This is a genomic window from Moritella sp. JT01 (genome assembly GCF_001574435.1).
In the GTDB taxonomy this organism is placed as follows: Bacteria; Pseudomonadota; Gammaproteobacteria; order Enterobacterales; family Moritellaceae; genus Moritella.
The window spans coordinates 265,839-282,587 of record NZ_LOCN01000006.1 but is presented as its reverse complement, the minus strand read 5'-3'; the positions used below and the strand labels follow the sequence as shown (position 1 = coordinate 282,587).

General features: G+C 39.8%; 15 protein-coding genes. 5 read left to right on the top strand and 10 right to left on the bottom strand.

Annotated features, from left to right (window positions below; translation table 11 throughout):
* The first annotated feature begins 329 nt into the window (after positions 1–329).
* The gene (locus AKG98_RS22690; RefSeq protein WP_228140228.1) at positions 330–647 is read left to right on the top strand and encodes a hypothetical protein; all 318 of its coding nucleotides are present in this window, start codon (positions 330–332) and stop codon (positions 645–647) included.
* A gap of 99 nt (positions 648–746) precedes the next feature.
* On the opposite strand, the gene rnt is transcribed toward AKG98_RS22690, so the two are convergent.
* Entirely contained in the window at positions 747–1,439 is a 693-nt protein-coding gene (rnt, locus tag AKG98_RS06475) for a ribonuclease T (RefSeq protein ID WP_067043065.1), read from the bottom strand.
* 231 nt (positions 1,440–1,670) lie between these two features.
* Between rnt and AKG98_RS06470 the strand changes: the two genes are divergently transcribed.
* The 4 genes from AKG98_RS06470 to AKG98_RS06455 all read left to right on the top strand — a co-directional run bounded on the left by AKG98_RS06470 (position 1,671) and on the right by AKG98_RS06455 (position 6,448).
* Positions 1,671–2,552, top strand: a complete 882-nt coding sequence (locus AKG98_RS06470; RefSeq protein ID WP_067043062.1) for an OmpA family protein — start codon at positions 1,671–1,673, stop codon at positions 2,550–2,552.
* A 264-nt stretch (positions 2,553–2,816) separates the two neighbouring features.
* Positions 2,817–4,766 carry an LTA synthase family protein gene (locus AKG98_RS06465; RefSeq protein ID WP_067043059.1) on the top strand — a complete coding sequence of 650 codons (1,950 nt, stop codon included), beginning with the start codon at positions 2,817–2,819 and terminating at the stop codon, positions 4,764–4,766.
* Positions 4,767–4,906: 140 nt separating this feature from the next.
* Entirely contained in the window at positions 4,907–5,347 is a 441-nt protein-coding gene (gene gloA / locus AKG98_RS06460; protein WP_067043056.1) for a lactoylglutathione lyase, read from the top strand.
* A 534-nt stretch (positions 5,348–5,881) separates the two neighbouring features.
* A complete protein-coding gene (locus tag AKG98_RS06455; protein WP_067043053.1) occupies positions 5,882–6,448 on the top strand; it encodes a GPR1/FUN34/YaaH family transporter in 567 nt (188 codons plus the stop codon).
* 124 nt (positions 6,449–6,572) lie between these two features.
* Here the strand turns inward: AKG98_RS06455 and AKG98_RS06450 are convergent, their stop codons facing one another.
* The 9 genes from AKG98_RS06450 to rsxA all read right to left on the bottom strand — a co-directional run bounded on the left by AKG98_RS06450 (position 6,573) and on the right by rsxA (position 16,677).
* Positions 6,573–7,646: an FAD:protein FMN transferase gene (locus AKG98_RS06450; RefSeq protein WP_083543899.1), complete on the bottom strand. Its 1,074-nt coding sequence runs from the start codon at positions 7,644–7,646 to the stop codon at positions 6,573–6,575.
* 42 nt (positions 7,647–7,688) lie between these two features.
* Positions 7,689–8,996, bottom strand: coding sequence for a magnesium transporter (locus tag AKG98_RS06445; protein WP_067043051.1), 1,308 nt, complete (start codon positions 8,994–8,996; stop codon positions 7,689–7,691).
* A 608-nt stretch (positions 8,997–9,604) separates the two neighbouring features.
* Complete coding sequence (nth, locus tag AKG98_RS06440) at positions 9,605–10,246, bottom strand: endonuclease III (RefSeq protein ID WP_067043048.1); 642 nt, start codon at positions 10,244–10,246, stop codon at positions 9,605–9,607.
* A 129-nt stretch (positions 10,247–10,375) separates the two neighbouring features.
* Positions 10,376–11,083, bottom strand: a complete 708-nt coding sequence (locus AKG98_RS06435; protein ID WP_067043045.1) for an electron transport complex subunit E — start codon at positions 11,081–11,083, stop codon at positions 10,376–10,378.
* The gene (gene rsxG / locus AKG98_RS06430; RefSeq protein ID WP_067043042.1) at positions 11,080–11,715 is read right to left on the bottom strand and encodes an electron transport complex subunit RsxG; all 636 of its coding nucleotides are present in this window, start codon (positions 11,713–11,715) and stop codon (positions 11,080–11,082) included. Before rsxG ends, AKG98_RS06435 begins: the two co-directional genes overlap by 4 nt.
* Before the next feature lie 9 nt (positions 11,716–11,724).
* Positions 11,725–12,774: an electron transport complex subunit RsxD gene (gene rsxD / locus AKG98_RS06425; protein WP_067043040.1), complete on the bottom strand. Its 1,050-nt coding sequence runs from the start codon at positions 12,772–12,774 to the stop codon at positions 11,725–11,727.
* 1 nt (position 12,775) lies between these two features.
* Positions 12,776–15,529, bottom strand: coding sequence for an electron transport complex subunit RsxC (rsxC, locus tag AKG98_RS06420; RefSeq protein ID WP_067043036.1), 2,754 nt, complete (start codon positions 15,527–15,529; stop codon positions 12,776–12,778).
* A gap of 5 nt (positions 15,530–15,534) precedes the next feature.
* On the bottom strand, positions 15,535–16,083 hold the full coding sequence (rsxB, locus tag AKG98_RS06415) for an electron transport complex subunit RsxB (RefSeq protein WP_067043033.1): 549 nt from the start codon (positions 16,081–16,083) through the stop codon (positions 15,535–15,537).
* Positions 16,084–16,095: 12 nt separating this feature from the next.
* On the bottom strand, positions 16,096–16,677 hold the full coding sequence (gene rsxA / locus AKG98_RS06410) for an electron transport complex subunit RsxA (RefSeq protein ID WP_026006230.1): 582 nt from the start codon (positions 16,675–16,677) through the stop codon (positions 16,096–16,098).
* Positions 16,678–16,749 lie beyond the last annotated feature (72 nt).

Here is a 16,749-nt window from a genome sequence, read left to right as displayed (position 1 = left end):
ACTAAATCTAGCGTTGGTACCTAAATTGTGCGGAAATGGGTTATAAAATAAAGCTGTGCTTATTCAGTTTTATGGTGTATTTCTCGAATTAGAGTCGTGTGTTTAGGCTGTATTGTTAGATTTTTTATGGTGTTTAATAATTCATGATTAATTTAGCGAAAATAAATAACAATAAAATCAATATTATTGTAATCAGCACTCGCTTTTATAGGTATTGCATCCTTAAGACTATTCCCTATTTGGATTATGTGAATAAATCTATCCGAATTATACATCAATTGGTCGAGTTCGTGACGCGACAGTGTCGACGTATATTTTTGGTCTTACTCATGTTGATTTCTATTTCCGTAAATGCCGGAGGTATAGAAACTGATAAACAGCAACATTTTATTGCGGAGACGGTTATTTGCGGTGCAACCATGATGTACACAGAAAGTTGGTGGCAGACGGTACTCGTTGGTTTATCTATTGGAGTTTTGAAGGAAACGTATGATGCGGGCCAGGAAGGGAATGAGTTTAGTAAAAATGACATGGTGGCAAACATATTAGGGTGTCTGGCTGGAGTAAGTTATGGCGCGACAGTGTTACATTTTCATTATGAAAGTGATACAGATACTACGATCATCGGTATTAAGGGGAAGTTTTAAGCAGTAATACTCATATCTTATATTTTGCCCCTATACAGCTACAACATTATAGGTCACGAAAGGTTCGCGATACTTGTTGTTACAAAGGGGCATAATGATTTAATCGCTGTCAGTGTTTAACGTGGCATCACTTACAGTATCTAGTTCTGTTTCTTCTTCTGGAACAGGTAGTGGCCAACCGCCCATATCTTTCCACTTATTCACTATATAGCAAAATAGTTGCGCAGTTTGTTCTGTATCATATTTAGCAGAGTGCGCTTGTTTATGATCAAAAGGGATACCTGCAGCCATGCATGCTTTAGCAAGTACTGTTTGACCAACGGCTAGACCAGCAAGTGTCGTGGTGTCAAATGTAGCAAAAGGATGGAAAGGATTACGTTTAATCTTTTCTCTATTCGATGCAGCACTTAAAAAGCTGTGATCAAATGCCGCATTGTGCGCAACCATTATTGCACGATGACAACCTGTATCTTTCAAGCCTTTGCGCACAGCTTTATAGATCTCGGTGATCGCTTCGCGTTCAGGTACTGCACCGCGTAATGGATTAGTTGGGTCGATACCGGTAAAGTCTAAGGCTGCTTGCTCTAAATTAGCACCTTCAAATGGCTCAACGTTAAAGTGTAAGGTATGCGAAATTTTAAGATAACCATCTTCATCCATTTCCAGGATAGAAGCGGCGATCTCTAACATCGCATCTGTTTGTGCATTAAATCCCGCAGTTTCGATATCGATAACAACAGGGAAGTAGCCACGGAATCGTTGGCTAAAAGCTGATTTTTCAGTTGTGCTCATGTGATCATTAATTAATGTTGACTTGGATAGGATTATGCCATAATAATTGCTTGTCCTCTAATCAACTTTACTAATTTTTTGTTAGTTGTAGGCATAATCAACAAGGAATCAATTTTAGGCACTTTTTATTTTTTTAGATATTTTTCTATATTTATAGAAAAGTAACTCAAGTTATTTAACCTAATACCGATAAGTTAATATGGGCTTCGAATAAACAGGATTTTGAACCGTATGATCAACTGCCAACATTTTATAATTGCTTCACTTGTTGCTTTTGGTTCAGCAAGTGCTTCTGCTAACATGAAAAACTATGCGGCCAATTACGAATTTTCTCAATGGGAAAATAGCCGTTCTACGCCTGTACAATGTAGCTTGAAGCATGATATTCCTCGTTACGGCCAAGCCATTTTTACTAGTCGTGCCTCGAAATTAATCAACCTTGATTTTGAATTAGATATGAAACGTCTACCTGCGCAAGCTGAAATGGCTTCGTTACGTTCTGTTCCACCCAACTGGAAGCCGGGAAGTGCAGCCCAAGATCTTGCCGATGTTAAACTGTATCGCCAATTTACTGGGTATGTGAGTGAACAGCCAGCTTGGCGTATGCTTGATGCATTAGATTCTGGCGACTATCCTACATTCTACTTTCGAGACTGGTACCGCGGCGGTGAGTTTATTAGTGTCGGTCTGTCTTCGGTTAACTTCCAAAATAAATACCAAGAATTTCTAGAATGCGTGAGTAACCTATTACCCTATAGCTTGGATGATATTGCTTATTCAGTGCTTGATTTCAATGTCGCAAGTGATGAGCTAACACAGCAAAGTCAACAACGTTTAGCGATGATCAGTGAATTCTTGCAATACAGTCCAGACATTAATGTTGTTGTCGTTGATAGTTATACTGGCAGCTATGGCGACGAGTTACAAAATTTACAAACATCCTCGTTACGTGCCGAAAACATTAAGCAATATTTTTTAGACAATGGCCTTAAAAACCTAGAAATCCAAACCAATGGTTATGGCGAGAAAAGCCAAATAGCATCGAATAGTAATATTATTGAGCGACAAAAAAATCAACGCGTTGTAATATCATTAGGGCAGCCCATTCTTTAATCGCATTTATTTCTCAGTCTATATTGATATTCTCATGGTAGACAGTCTGTACAACATCATTATAAATAAATTTGTACGCAGAGCCTTCAGCTAAATCCCCGGTATTATTTATTTGAATTAATCTATATTTTCTCTGTAAGACAATGTATTAGTTTGTAAGACATTGTAATAAACCATTTTATGGTTTCGTTGTGTCCTTTATAATCAGCTCAATTAATCGTTCCACATAGAAATGGAACGACGTTTTTAGCGAAAGGACATTTAATGCTTAACTCTTCAAAACGACGATTGGGTGTATTTTACCCCATTGTTACTACATTCTTTATTTGCCTCATTATATTAAACATTTCTCGCCTAGGATTAAGCCTTTGGCATGCTGACCGTGTTACTGACGTCAGCGGTTGGGGTACGATTTTTCTTAGTGGTTTACGCGTCGATATAGCGAGTTTGTCTTATTTGTTGATATTACCAGCAATGCTGACGTGTTTTCTTTCTAACGATGGTCTGGTTGGGCGAATTTGGCATGTAATACTTCGTTTTTGGATAGTAGCAGGCTTGTGGTTTGTGATGTATATGGAGCTAGCGACACCTTCATTTATTATGGAGTATGATGTTCGCCCGAACCGTCTGTTTGTCGAGTACTTGATTTACCCGAAAGAAGTGTTCGCGATGTTGTGGGGTGCTTACAAACTCGAACTTTTCATCGGCACTGTTGCATCTATTTTTACCGTGTGGGGTGGATGGAAATTAAGTGGCCATCTTGTTAAAGGGCTGACATTCCCTCGTTGGTACTGGCGTCCTGTATTGGCATTGTGTGTGGTAGCTATTGGTGTGATGGGGGCTCGTTCGTCTTTGGGGCATCGTCCGATGAATCCTGCAATGATTGCTTTTTCTACCGACCCTCTGATGAATGACTTAGCGTTGAATTCGTCTTATTCATTATTATTCGCCGTGAGTCAAATGCAAGCCGAAGATGATGCGTTTAAATATTACGGTAAGATGGATACGAAACAAATCGTTAAGTTGATCCGTCAGTCGACTAGTCTTTCTGCCGAGCAGTTTGTGTCTGACGAACAACCAAGTCTTGCTACACGTAAAGCGACTTATCAAGGAAAACCAAAAAACATTGTGATTTTGTTGCAAGAGAGTTTAGGTGCGAGATATGTCGGTGCTTTAGGCGGATTACCATTGACGCCAAACCTTGACGCTATCATACAAGAAGGGTGGAATTTCAATCGTATGTATGCAACAGGGACTCGTTCAGTACGGGGGATTGAGGCTGTAATAACTGGATTCTCTCCAACGCCAGCTCGCTCTGTTGTTAAATTAGGTAAGAGCCAAACTAACTTCTTTACGGCAGCAGATTTATTGAAGAAAAAAGGTTATCACACCCAGTTCATTTATGGTGGTGAGAGTCATTTCGACAACATGAAAAGCTTCTTTTTAGGCAATGGTTTTGCTGATATGCAAGATTTTCCAACCTTTAATAATCCTAAGTTTGTTGGCGCTTGGGGTGCATCAGATGAAGATTTGTACGATAAAGCTGATGAGCAATTCGCCATGCTGTCTAAGCAAAATAAACCATTCTTTAGTTTAGTGTTTACTTCATCGAATCATAGCCCGTATGATTATCCTGATAATCGTATTACAGCATATAATACACCGAAGCAAACACGTGAAAATGCAGCTAAATATTCGGATTACGCATTAGGAAGCTTTATTGATAAAGCGAAAAAATCGTCGTATTGGAAAGACACTATTTTCGTTGTTATTGCGGATCACGATTCGCGTACTTATGGAAACCAATTGGTACCTATTGACCATTTCCGTATTCCTGCAGTGATCTTCGGTGGTGATGTGAAGCCGCGTCAGGATAATCGCTTAACAAGTCAAATCGATCTGCTACCAACATTATTATCACTGGCTGGTATTGATAGTGTGACGCCGATGATTGGTCACGACATGACGCACGATATCGATCCATCTAAGTTACGTGCAATGATGCAGTTCTATAAGAACTTCGCGTGGATGGATAATAATAATGATGTCGTTATTTTCCAACCAGAAAAGCCCGAATCTAGCTACCACTACGATGCAAAAACGACGAACTTGACCAATAAGCCAGTATCGAAAGATATGGTCATTATGGCGAAAGCTAATGCACTATGGGGTAGTTTAGTTTATAAGAATGACTTATACACACCAGTAGATTAGTACTAATTTGTGCAGGTTTAAGCTTGAGTTAATATAGCTATGACATAAAGGCGTTAAGAACGATACTCTTAGCGCCTTTTTATTGTGATATCATTAGCATAAGCCATTCTTTAATATTACTCAGCTGTATAGGACGTGTTATGCAATTCTTACATACTATGGTTCGTGTCAAAAACTTAGAAGCATCTTTAGACTTTTATTGTAATAAACTTGGTTTAATCGAAGTTAAACGTAATGACTATGAAGCTGCACGTTTTTCCCTCATCTTTTTAGCTGCTCCTGGCGATGCTGAGCAAGCGAAACAAACATCTCGTCCTACCCTTGAACTTACCTATAACTGGGATGAAGAAGTGTATGAAGGTGGTCGTAATTTTGGTCACTTGGCTTACGAAGTTGAAGATATTTATGCTACATGTGCAGATTTACAGGCTGCTGGTGTCATTATCAACCGTCCTCCACGTGATGGTTATATGGCATTTATCCGCTCACCGGATGGCATCTCTATCGAGTTATTACAAAAAGGCGCTAAATTAGCACCACAAGAACCTTGGGCTTCAATGCAAAATATTGGTGAGTGGTAACCAGTTCATTACTGGGTTGTAATCACTCGCTTATCAGTGTGATTTATTAAATTTAATTATCGTTAATAAGTCACACTAAATTAATCTTTCTACTATTTAACGTTAACAAATCCAATATACTCTAAAGTTATATCAAACCATCCATTTAGTCTTTAAAAATATAAACGCTGCGTTATATAACCGATTGGCATATATATTTTATTTTTTATAATTAAAAAGAATAACTGTGGTTGAATTAATTTTAGCTGCTTTATTTCAATGAAAATATAGTGTACACGTTCCTCTCTTTATTTTTATTTAACAATTAACATATAGCTAAGCTTTGAATATCAATAGTTTGAGTTTTAACGCTGTTACTTTTATTCTACTTGTTAAAAAATTTAACTTTTTATTTAAATTTGTTTTTATCGGCTATAACGTTAGAATTAAATTATATTTATAGTTTTGTTGATATTTTAAACTATTAAAAATTGCCCTGTTAGAATTATTAATCTACAATCGCCGCCTCTTTATATTCGACAGGTTTTATAATTAATGTCTACACAACTAGCTAATCCAGCACCACTGGGCCTAATGGGCTTCGGTATGACGACCGTTTTATTAAATATCCATAATGCGGGTTTTTTCCCTATGGATTCAATGATACTTGCAATGGGTATTTTTTACGGTGGTATTAGCCAAATTATCGCGGGTATTTTATGCTACAAACGTGGTGATACGTTTGGCACAACTGCCTTCATCTCTTATGGCTTTTTCTGGTTAACATTAGTTGGTCTGATCTTAATGCCTAAAATGGGCGTAGCTGCAACTCCAGCACCGTTTATGGCTTGGTATTTGCTACTATGGGGTTTATTTACTGCAGGTATGTTTGTTGGCTCATTACGTTACCCACGTGCAAAACAAGTTGTATTTGCTTCTCTAACCGCATTATTTTTCCTTTTAGCTGCTCATGACTTTAGCGGCAGTGCAGTAATTGGTGTAATAGCGGGTTATGTTGGTATTTTCTGTGGCTTAAGTGCGATGTACTTCAGTATGGCGCAAATATTGAACGGCGAATATGGCCGTGAAGTTATGCCTGTTGGCAAACCTGTTTTTAAATAATCGCGAAGCCTGTTTTATATAATAGGTAAATAGAGCGGTTAAACATGAATATTACAAAGGCGCGTTCAATGATTTGAACGCGCCTTTTTGATAGCCAATATCGCGTGTTTTTAATTAATCCAAATTACTTCTGAAAGAATGGTGAAAATGCCTCCGTATACACTTCTTTAAAATGGTCATCCGACTTATAAATCATGTATACAGCTAACTGTTTCTGACTTGCTAATTTCATCCCTTTTTCTTTTCCCATCGCCATAAATGCAGTGGCAAAACCATCCGCAGTCATAGCTGAAGGGTGAATAACAGTCACTGAAACTAAGTTATGTTGTGTTGGTTGCCCTGTTATTGGGTCTATAGTATGAGAAAAACGTTCATCATTAAGATCATAGTAATTACGGTAGCTACCTGATGTTACTATGGCATTATTACCAACGGTAACCACATGCTGTACTGAATGCTCTGTTGTTGACGCTTTTTCTATCGCAATTTGCCAGTTTATATTATTCCCATTTATTCCTTTTGCTCGTAAATCGCCACCAAGACCAACAATATAATTTTCAATACCTAAAGATTCCAAATACTCCGAGATGACATCTGCTCCATATCCTTTAGCTATGCCAGATAAATCGATGTAAAGCGCATCTATATTCTTACTTAAGGTATTCTCCGTATTACTCAGGTGCTCAATGCCAACACGTGATTGTGCTGCTTTGATCATCTCCGTCGTCGGCTTTTCTTGCGGTAACTTATCGGGACCAAACCCCCATAAATTAACTAAAGGGCCAAGTGTGATATCGAATGCACCTGATGTTATCTTATGTATTCGTATCGACTCTGCAACTACATTAGCGGTACCTTCCGAGACTGGAAAATAATTAACCGCTTGACTCAAATTAAAACGTGATAGCTCGGAGTGTGAACGATAAGTCGACATTTGATCATTTATTTGTTCTAAGAGTCTATTTATTTCAGTGTGAATAGAGGACTGTTTGCTTTTAGTTAATGGAAAGTGGGCCACTTTAATGTCGTAAAATGTGCCCATTGTTTGACCTTTAAAAGTACTATTCGTTAGCTGAGGCTCTGAACAGCCAAGTATGGTTGCGCTAATAAAAGTAACCACGAACAGCTGAAGTCCTAATTTTAAATGCACAATTCGTAAATACTGCACTCTTGTATATACATCTTTAAAATCTAACATTTGTATTCCTTAATTATAATTTTATTATTTAAATACAGAAAATTAAGCCGTAATACCAAGTAAGGTCGTGGTGATATAGAAATAAATCAGTAATCCCGTAATATCAACAAAGGTTGTAATAGCAGGGCTTGCTACAACGGCAGGATCTAATCGACATGATTTAGCAATTAAAGGTAAAATTGCACCAATAACTGTCGCAGTAAGAACTTGTAGAAACAGTGCTAATGCAATAGCTGAACCTAGTAACGTCAACGTTATATTGCCCGGTAATTCGGTGCTACTAGATAAAAAAGAGACCTTTATAAATGAAGCGACTGCCAACGCTAAACCGATTAAACTCGCTATTTTTAATTCTTTCCAGACAACCGTGAGCCAGTTTTTAATTTTCAGTTCTCCTAATGCTAAGGAACGTACAATTACAGTCGCAGATTGACTTCCAGCATTGCCGCCAGTGTCAGCAATCATAGGCATGTATAAAGCGAGTATTGTTAATGCGGCTATCGCATCGTCATAACTCTGAATAATCATGCCAGAGAAGATCCCGATAGCAGCTAAACCCAGCACCCAAAATATGCGTTTACGCACATGATCTATTACTGACATATCAAGATAACTAGGCTCGTTTAGACTACTCTGAATCCCCATTTGTAAATTTACATCTTCCGTTAACTCAAGCTGCATCACTCGAGAGGCTTGCAACCATTGAAACAATCCAACTGGATGGCCGCGTATATCAACAATGGGCAAATATTCTGTATTGCCCATTTGTAATTGTCTGACTGCATACTCTTGATCCTCACCAGCATGACAAGGCTCAACTTGCAATGCAATATCTGCTAATAAGACATTATCATCATGCTGGAGCAGCATTTGTAATTCCAATAAAGCATAATAACGTCCATGCTGGTCAACAATTATTGCGGCTTTAGAGGGGAGACTTTTTTTCATTGATTTAACGTGGTTTACTGCTTCTGCAACTGACATATTAGCATTTAGTTGCAGAGGGAGGGCTGGCGACATAACAGAAAAGACTGGACTATCGACATTACCTAAAATCTCAATATCGGCAAGTAGCCAAGCGGGTAATAATTTGTTTAAATTTAAATTATCACCCTCTAACAATAACTTTTTGATTTGATAATATTGATTTAATGTTTTATTACTAAACCAATAACGTATATCTTCTATGGAATTATTTTTGAAAAATATAATTAATTTGTTTTTCGTTTCATCACTCCATAGATCAAACGAGTTATTAATATCATTTAAATTTAAATTTAAATTTAAGTTTACGTTGTCATTTGATGTTAGTTGGTGTGTATTATTTTTTAGCGCTGTATTATTGGACATGAGAAGTCCTCCAATATAATAGGATTAAATATATTTGATAATATTAATAGCAGCGAAGATGGGTATATTAATTACGTGATTTAATTTAGGTGTTAATTATATTAAAGTCTAAATTAACATACCACTACATATCGCTTTGGGGATTGGTAGTGGACTAGGGGGAATGTCAATTTCCATTTTATCACCTGTTAAATCAAGTGTTTAAGTATTATTTGTGTCAGTGGTAGAGTAATGGTTAACAATTGTTACTTATTACATATAACTAACATTTAAACACAGTTGATTAAATTTAATATTGATTAAATCTGAACTTACCATAACCGATTAATTATCGGAAGTAAGGGGTGTTTATAGTGAATAGCAAATACGTCTGAATAATAATTATTATTTCAGATTATTTATGCTTTATATAATGAGAGAGTATAAATAGAAGAGGGAGTCGTTTTATAATGTGAAATCCAAATCTCTATATATAGGCTCTCCTACAATGGTCGCTTTCCATATTATTTTCCTTTGTTTGATTAATTCGAGCGGATTGTAAGTTTAATGATATTTAAAGTCAATGTTAAAAAGGTATACTTTACATTAAATATCATTCTAGCGAGTCGCTATTCTTCAGGGTATATTTTGTCTTTATACTCACAAAGATCTTCAATTAAACAAGAACCACAACGCGGTTTACGGGCGATACAAGTATAACGACCGAGTAAAATTAACCAGTGGTGCACATCTACTTTAAATTCAGCAGGTATCACTTTTAGTAGTTTTGCTTCTACTTGATCAACGTTTTTACCCATGGCTAATTTAGTGCGGTTTGAGACGCGGAAGATATGCGTATCAACAGCGATTGTCGGCCAACCAAATGCAGTGTTTAATACAACATTCGCGGTCTTTCTGCCAACACCAGGTAGTTCCACTAAAGCATCTAGATCTTCGGGTACAACCCCATTGTGTTTCTCTAATAAGATCTGACAGGCTTTAATGACGTTATTGGCTTTGGTGTTGTATAAACCAATCGTTTTGATATAACCTTTTAGTCCTTCAACACCTAAATCAAAGATCGCTTGTGGCGTATTTGCAACAGGAAAAAGTTTATTAGTCGCTTTATTTACACTCACATCTGTAGCCTGGGCTGACAGCGTTACCGCAACAAGTAGCTCAAATGCTGAGGAGAAATTTAGCTCAGTTTCAGGATGGGGATTATTATCACGCAGACGCTCTAAAATAATACGGCGTTTATCCTTGTTCATATCTTGATCCTATATATGATACCAATCACAATAAATAGATAATCACTTATTTAATGAAATTGGATAAAAGCCATACTGATAATTATAAATCAGTATGGCTTAAGTTGTTTTAATAACGGTTTGTGTTGATTAATTTGCTGTTGATTCAGTATCTGAAACTGGCTCAGATTCAGATGAACTCACCGGTTGTGCTTTATGGCGTTTATCTAGCTGTTCATCAATTATATGCTTTAGGGCCATCAAAAAACCCATACCGATGAATGCACCGGGCGCTAAAATCGCTAACAAGAAGCTCGTATCCGCATGAAAGACTTCAATACGTAATACACTTGCCCAGTCACCTAACAGTAGGTCCATGCCGTCAAAGAGCGTACCTTGACCTAACACTTCACGAATGGCGCCTAATACAATTAATACGCTTGCAAAACCCAGACCCATAAAGAAGCCATCAGCCGCAGAGGGTAAGACTTTATTACGTGATGCGAATGCTTCAGCACGACCAATAATAATACAGTTGGTTACAATTAATGGAATGAAAATACCAAGTGATTGATACAATTCATAAACATAGGCATTCATAAGTAATTGTACTGTTGTTACAAATGAGGCAATAATCATGACAAAAATAGGAATACGGATCTCTTTTGGCACGTATTCACGTATCAGAGATATTGTCGTATTCGAAGCAACAAGTACTAACAAGGTTGCAAACCCTAGCCCCATTGCATTAGTGACGGTTGCCGTTACGGCAAGTAGGGGACAAAGCCCTAATACTTGTACTAAACCAGGATTATTTTTCCATAATCCTTGATAGATAATATCGCGATATTGGCTCATGATTTACTCCAACAAGAAGGCGCGCTTTGTAGGTCAGAAAATTGTTCAGACTGATAAAAAGTAAGTATATCTTTCACTGAACTCACAACGGCTCTAGGTGTAATAGTGGCGCCAGTGAATGAATCAAAGTCACCGCCATCTTTAGTAACGGCCCAAGTATGTGCATTCTCTTTAGTTAACGTTTGGTCAACAAAGTCATCTAGCCAGTTTGATTTACGGTATTCAACTTTGTCACCTAATCCAGGTGTTTCATGGTGTCCAAGAATACGTACACCCGTTACTTTACCGACGGTATCAACACCGACAACGAGTTTAATATTACCGCTATAGCCCTTTGGTGCAATACCTTCAATTGCGTAGCCTACTGGTTCATTATTTTTTGTTGCCGTGAAAATACGTTGTGGTTCAGATGTCCCAAGTAGTGCTTCATTCGTCATTAATTTACAACTTTGAAAAATATTATTGTCATGACTATTTTCTGGTAATAACTGGTTTATGATTTTGAGTAGTTGGGTTTGTTCTTGTTCTGCAATACGGTCTTTTGTCACCGTATTCGTGATCGCAACAACAGAGGTACAAGCAAAAGCAAATAGGGCGAGTATCGCACCATTTTTTTTCATTGATACTAACATGGTGATCTCCTATTTATGACCGTAAACACGGGGTTGAGTGTAATAGTCAATTAACGGTACGCACATGTTCGCGAGTAGTACTGCAAACGCAATTGCATCAGGATAGCCGCCCCAAGTTCGAATTATATAAACTAATGCACCAATTAATGCGCCGAATATGAGTCGGCCTTTTGGTGTTGTTGATGCTGATACCGGGTCGGTGGCAATAAAGAACGCGCCTAACATGGTTGCACCTGAGAACAGGTGAAATATTGGAGATCCTACAGCATCTGGTTCCCACAGGTAACCAATGAAGCTTATTACAAATAAACCACCTAACAAACCTACTGGGATATACCAGAGGATCGCGCGTTTACTCAGTAAATAAATACCGCCTGCAAGGAAGGCTAAATTAATCCATTCCCAGCCTAAACCTGATAACCAACTAAATTGTTCTTTGGTTTGGATTTCGCTAACCGTATGGCCCATAGCCAGACCAGTTTTTAAGGTGTCAAGCGGGGTTGCCATCGTGATACCGTCAATATTTTGCATCAGCTGATGCGCGGTATGGCCGTCTAAGGTAACGCCTGAAAAAATAACGTTAAAGACATCCCATAATGATAATTCATAACCTGTTATTTCACTCACTGGGGGCCAAGTTGTCATTTGCAGCGGGAATGAAACAAGCAACATCACATAAGCGACCATTGCAGGGTTAAAGATGTTTTGACCTAATCCACCATAAAGATGTTTTGCAATACCAATGGCAAATACTGCACCCATGACACTGATCCACCAAGGGGCAAAGCCGGGTATTGAAATACCGATTAATAAACCGGTTAACAAAGCACTGTTATCTTGTATTCGGCTTAGTATTGGTTGCTTACGTAATTTCAAAATTACTGCTTCAGCAATAATTGCTGTCATACAGGCCAAAACAATATGGATGAGGTTACCGGCACCAAAAAAATACCATTGTGCGGCAATACCTGGGATTGTCGCCAGAATAACGGTACGCATCAGGTTACTGGTGCTACTACCACTGTGATTATGGGGAGAGCTTGCTAATCTAAATGCCATGTTATTTGTCACCAAGTTGGGCTAGTTTCTTTGCTTTCGCTTTTGCTATCGCCACGGCAATAGCTGCTTTTTTCTTATCGACAGGCTCGGTTGGTTGAGCCTCGTCGGGTGAATCGCTTGTTTGCGCAGCTGCTTTTTTAGCTTTAGCGCGGGCAACAGCAGCTGCGATGGCCGCTTTCTTAGCATCAACAGCAGGTGCTGGAGTGTCAGTTGCTTCGGTTGATTCAGTGGTTGCTGACTGCGCAGCGGCTTTTTTAGCTTTCGCGCGGGCAACCGCAGCTGCGATGGCTGCTTTTTTGTCATTAACCGCTGGCGCAGGAGACTCAGTTACTTCGGTTGATTCAGTGGTAGCTGACTGTGCAGCTGCTTTTTTAGCTTTCGCGCGTGCAACCGCAGCTGCGATGGCTGCTTTCTTGTCATTAACGGCTGGTGCAGGAGAGTCAGTTGCTTCGGTTGATTCAGTGGTAGCTGACTGCGCTGCGGCTTTTTTAGCTTTCGCGCGTGCAACCGCAGCTGCGATGGCTGCTTTTTTGTCATTAACGGCTGGTGCAGGAGAGTCAGTTGCTTCGGTTGATTCAGTGGTAGCTGACTGCGCTGCGGCTTTTTTAGCTTTCGCGCGTGCAACCGCAGCTGCGATGGCTGCTTTTTTGTCATTAACGGCTGGCGCAGGAGAGTCAGTTGCTTCGGTTGATTCAGTGGTAGCTGACTGCGCTGCGGCTTTTTTAGCTTTCGCGCGGGCAACCGCAGCTGCGATGGCTGCTTTTTTGTCATTAACCGCTGGCGCAGGAGACTCAGTTGCTTCGGTTGATTCAGTGGTAGCTGACTGTGCAGCTGCTTTCTTGGCTTTAGCACGGGCAATTGCAGCAGCTACGGCGGCTTTCTTGGCATCAACAGCTGGCGCTGGTGTTGATGCTGCGGTTTCGCCTGCTTGTGCGGCAGATTTTTTGGCTTTGGCACGAGCGATAGCAGCAGCAACGGCGGCTTTTTTCGCTTCGATAGCTGGACTCGTTGCTGCTTGTACTGATTCTGAACCTTCGGCTTCTCGTTTGGCTTTGGCCGCTGTTTTTCTCGCTTTACGCTCTGCAATTACCGCTGCATTATCTGGAACGGCAGTATCAGTGGATGCGGCCGCGGCTTTTTTCGCCTTAGCGCGGGCAATTGCGTCAGCAACTGCAGAACCTTTACTTGTTTTACCATCGGCTGTAGTTTGTTCTGCAGCTTTGGCTTTTTGGATTCGTTCCATCGCGGCTTTAACAGGATCTTCACCCGTTGTCGCTTTTGCTGTTGCACGGCGTTTTTCTGCTGCTTCTTTTTGACGCTGTTCACGCTGCGCTTTTTCTAATGCTAAGCGTTCATTACGTTTCTCAAAACGTTCTTTAGCAATCGCTGCCGCAGCAAGTTCAGCATCACTTTCGCGTACTTCAACTTTCGCAATACGGTATTGATGAACAAGGGGGATTTGACTCGGGCAAACATAGCTACAGGCGCCACACTCGATGCAGTCCATTAGATTATAATCGGCAAGCTTAGTAACGTCTTTTGCCAGACTATACCAATGTAATTGCTGTGGTAATAAATCGACTGGGCAGGCTTCAGAGCATTCACCACAACGAATACACGCGTCAGGTTCTCTTACTTGCGGTATTTCATCTTTGATTGGCGTTAAAATACAGTTACCTGTTTTAGTCAGTGAAAACTGACCGTGCGGTAATGTAAAGCCCATCATAGGGCCACCATAAATAATCGCAGCGGCTTTATCTTCATCGCATTCAAATTCACTGAGTAATGCACTGATTGGCGTACCAATTAACGCTTCTACATTACGTGGTTGTGGGAATGCTTTGCCGGTTAAGGTAACAATACGGCTTAATAATGGCTGGCGATCTATGATTGCTTGTTTGACGGCATAAATAGTACCGACGTTTTGCATGACGACCCCTGATTGTGCAGGGATCTGACCTTTACGGATCTCTTTACCCGTTAATACTTGAATCAACTGTTTTTCGCCACCGTTCGGGTATTTTGTCGGCACTTTACGTACGATGATATCAGCACTTAGATTGGCTGTTTTAATCGCTGTTTCTAACGCATTTGCGGCATCAGGTTTATTATCTTCAATACCGATGACACAAAGTGCAGGTTTGATCATGTGACGTAATATCTCAATCCCTTGAATAATATCATCAGCTCGTTCACGCATGAGCACATCATCAGAAGTAATATAAGGTTCACATTCTGCAGCATTGATTAGTAAGAACTCAATTGGCTGTTTATCACTTAATTTTACAGCCGTTGGGAAACCTGCGCCACCCATACCAGCAACACCGGCTAGGCTTATATGTTGTTGTAATTCAGCTGTTGATAGCTGCTTATAATCGAGCGCTGGCTGACTTTCGAGTGCTTGATCTTCTTGATCGCAAATTAGTTTTATTGCAATTTCAGGCATTGCTGATGGGTGAGTACTTGGATATTGTGCAATATGCTCAATCGTACCTGACGTTGGGGCATGAACCGGCACAGACATAAACGAGTCGGATGCTGTTAGCGGCTGGCCTTTTAAAACTTTGTCACCTGGAACCACAATTATTTGACCGCCTTGGCCAATATGTTGCTTAACAGGAATTATCAGGTGTTTAGGGATACTCGCCGTCGTAATTGCTAAACGCGTTGACTGGATCTTATTCTCTTGTGGATGTACACCACCAAAGTAGCGCCACAGTTTACCATTTTTAATTTGTTCGATTAATGAAATCATGTGACCTACTTAATATTCACTACAGGGATAGAGTCTAACTGCCACTTCCATGCAGCTTGTACTGGTTCCATCACGATACAATCGGTAGGACAGGGTGCAACACATAATTTACAGCCGGTGCAAGAATCAACGATCACTGTGTGCATGGCGCGTGTTGCACCTGCAATCGCATCAACAGGGCAGGCCTGAATACATTTAGTACAACCAATACAGTCTTCTTCAATAATTCGCGCAACCATTTTTATGCTGGCGTCGTGTTCTTGCTCTGCAATAGGCTTGACTTCAACTCCCATAATATCAGCAAGTTTTTCAACGGTATCAGCACCACCTGGAACGCATAAGTTTACTTCTTCACCGTTAGCCACGGCTGTTGCATAAGGCTTGCAGCCTGGATAGCCACATTGGCCACATTGTGTTTGTGGTAGCTCGGCATCGATCTGTTCAACAACAGGATTGCCTTCAATTTTAAAACGAATAGCTGCCCAGCCGAGCCCGAGCCCAAATAAAGCGGCGAGAATAACAAGGGTAATAATTGCAATGAGAATAGTAGTCATAGTTATCAATAGTTAAAGTTTAACCAAGCCCGTAAAACCCATGAACGCAAGTGACATAAGACCTGCTGTGATCATGGCGATTGAAGTACCCTTAAAAGGGGCCGGGACGTTTGCTGCTGCGATCCGTTCACGCATAGCGGCAAATAATATAAGTACTAATGAAAAACCAACAGCAGCACCAAAGCCATACACGGCACTTTCTATAAAGTTATGTTTTTCATTAATATTGAGTAATGCTACACCAAGTACCGCACAGTTAGTCGTGATGAGAGGTAAGAAAATACCTAACAAACGATAAAGGGTCGGGCTGGTTTTATGTACAACCATTTCAGTAAATTGTACGACAACGGCAATGACGAGAATGAAACTAAGTGTACGTAGATATTCTAAGCCGAGCGGCGTTAAAATATAGGTTTCAACAAGGTATGAAGACATTGCAGCAATGGTCAGTACGAACGTTGTCGCAAACGACATGCCAATAGCACTTTCTAGTTTGCTCGATACACCCATAAACGGGCACAAACCAAGGAATTTGACTAGTACAAAGTTATTTACAAGAACAGTGCTTACTAGCAGTAAAAGATATTCGGTCATGATGAAGTAATACAGTTACTATGGGAGGCCATATTATCGGGTATCTGTATCATTGTTACAATAGAAAAGAAG

Excerpts from the sequence above, each read along its gene's own strand:
- gloA (WP_067043056.1), top strand. The coding sequence starts at position 4,907 with ATGCAATTCTTACATACTATGGTTCGTGTCAAAAACTTAGAAGCATCT.
- rsxA (WP_026006230.1), bottom strand. The coding sequence starts at position 16,677 with ATGACCGAATATCTTTTACTGCTAGTAAGCACTGTTCTTGTAAATAAC.
- rsxB (WP_067043033.1), bottom strand. The coding sequence starts at position 16,083 with ATGACTACTATTCTCATTGCAATTATTACCCTTGTTATTCTCGCCGCT.
- AKG98_RS06455 (WP_067043053.1), top strand. The coding sequence starts at position 5,882 with ATGTCTACACAACTAGCTAATCCAGCACCACTGGGCCTAATGGGCTTC.
- rnt (WP_067043065.1), bottom strand. The coding sequence starts at position 1,439 with ATGAGCACAACTGAAAAATCAGCTTTTAGCCAACGATTCCGTGGCTAC.
- AKG98_RS06435 (WP_067043045.1), bottom strand. The coding sequence starts at position 11,083 with ATGAGCCAATATCGCGATATTATCTATCAAGGATTATGGAAAAATAAT.
- rsxC (WP_067043036.1), bottom strand. The coding sequence starts at position 15,529 with ATGATTTCATTAATCGAACAAATTAAAAATGGTAAACTGTGGCGCTAC.
- AKG98_RS22690 (WP_228140228.1), top strand. The coding sequence starts at position 330 with ATGTTGATTTCTATTTCCGTAAATGCCGGAGGTATAGAAACTGATAAA.
- AKG98_RS06445 (WP_067043051.1), bottom strand. The coding sequence starts at position 8,996 with ATGTCCAATAATACAGCGCTAAAAAATAATACACACCAACTAACATCA.
- nth (WP_067043048.1), bottom strand. The coding sequence starts at position 10,246 with ATGAACAAGGATAAACGCCGTATTATTTTAGAGCGTCTGCGTGATAAT.
- AKG98_RS06470 (WP_067043062.1), top strand. The coding sequence starts at position 1,671 with ATGATCAACTGCCAACATTTTATAATTGCTTCACTTGTTGCTTTTGGT.
- AKG98_RS06450 (WP_083543899.1), bottom strand. The coding sequence starts at position 7,646 with ATGTTAGATTTTAAAGATGTATATACAAGAGTGCAGTATTTACGAATT.
- AKG98_RS06465 (WP_067043059.1), top strand. The coding sequence starts at position 2,817 with ATGCTTAACTCTTCAAAACGACGATTGGGTGTATTTTACCCCATTGTT.
- rsxG (WP_067043042.1), bottom strand. The coding sequence starts at position 11,715 with ATGTTAGTATCAATGAAAAAAAATGGTGCGATACTCGCCCTATTTGCT.
- rsxD (WP_067043040.1), bottom strand. The coding sequence starts at position 12,774 with ATGGCATTTAGATTAGCAAGCTCTCCCCATAATCACAGTGGTAGTAGC.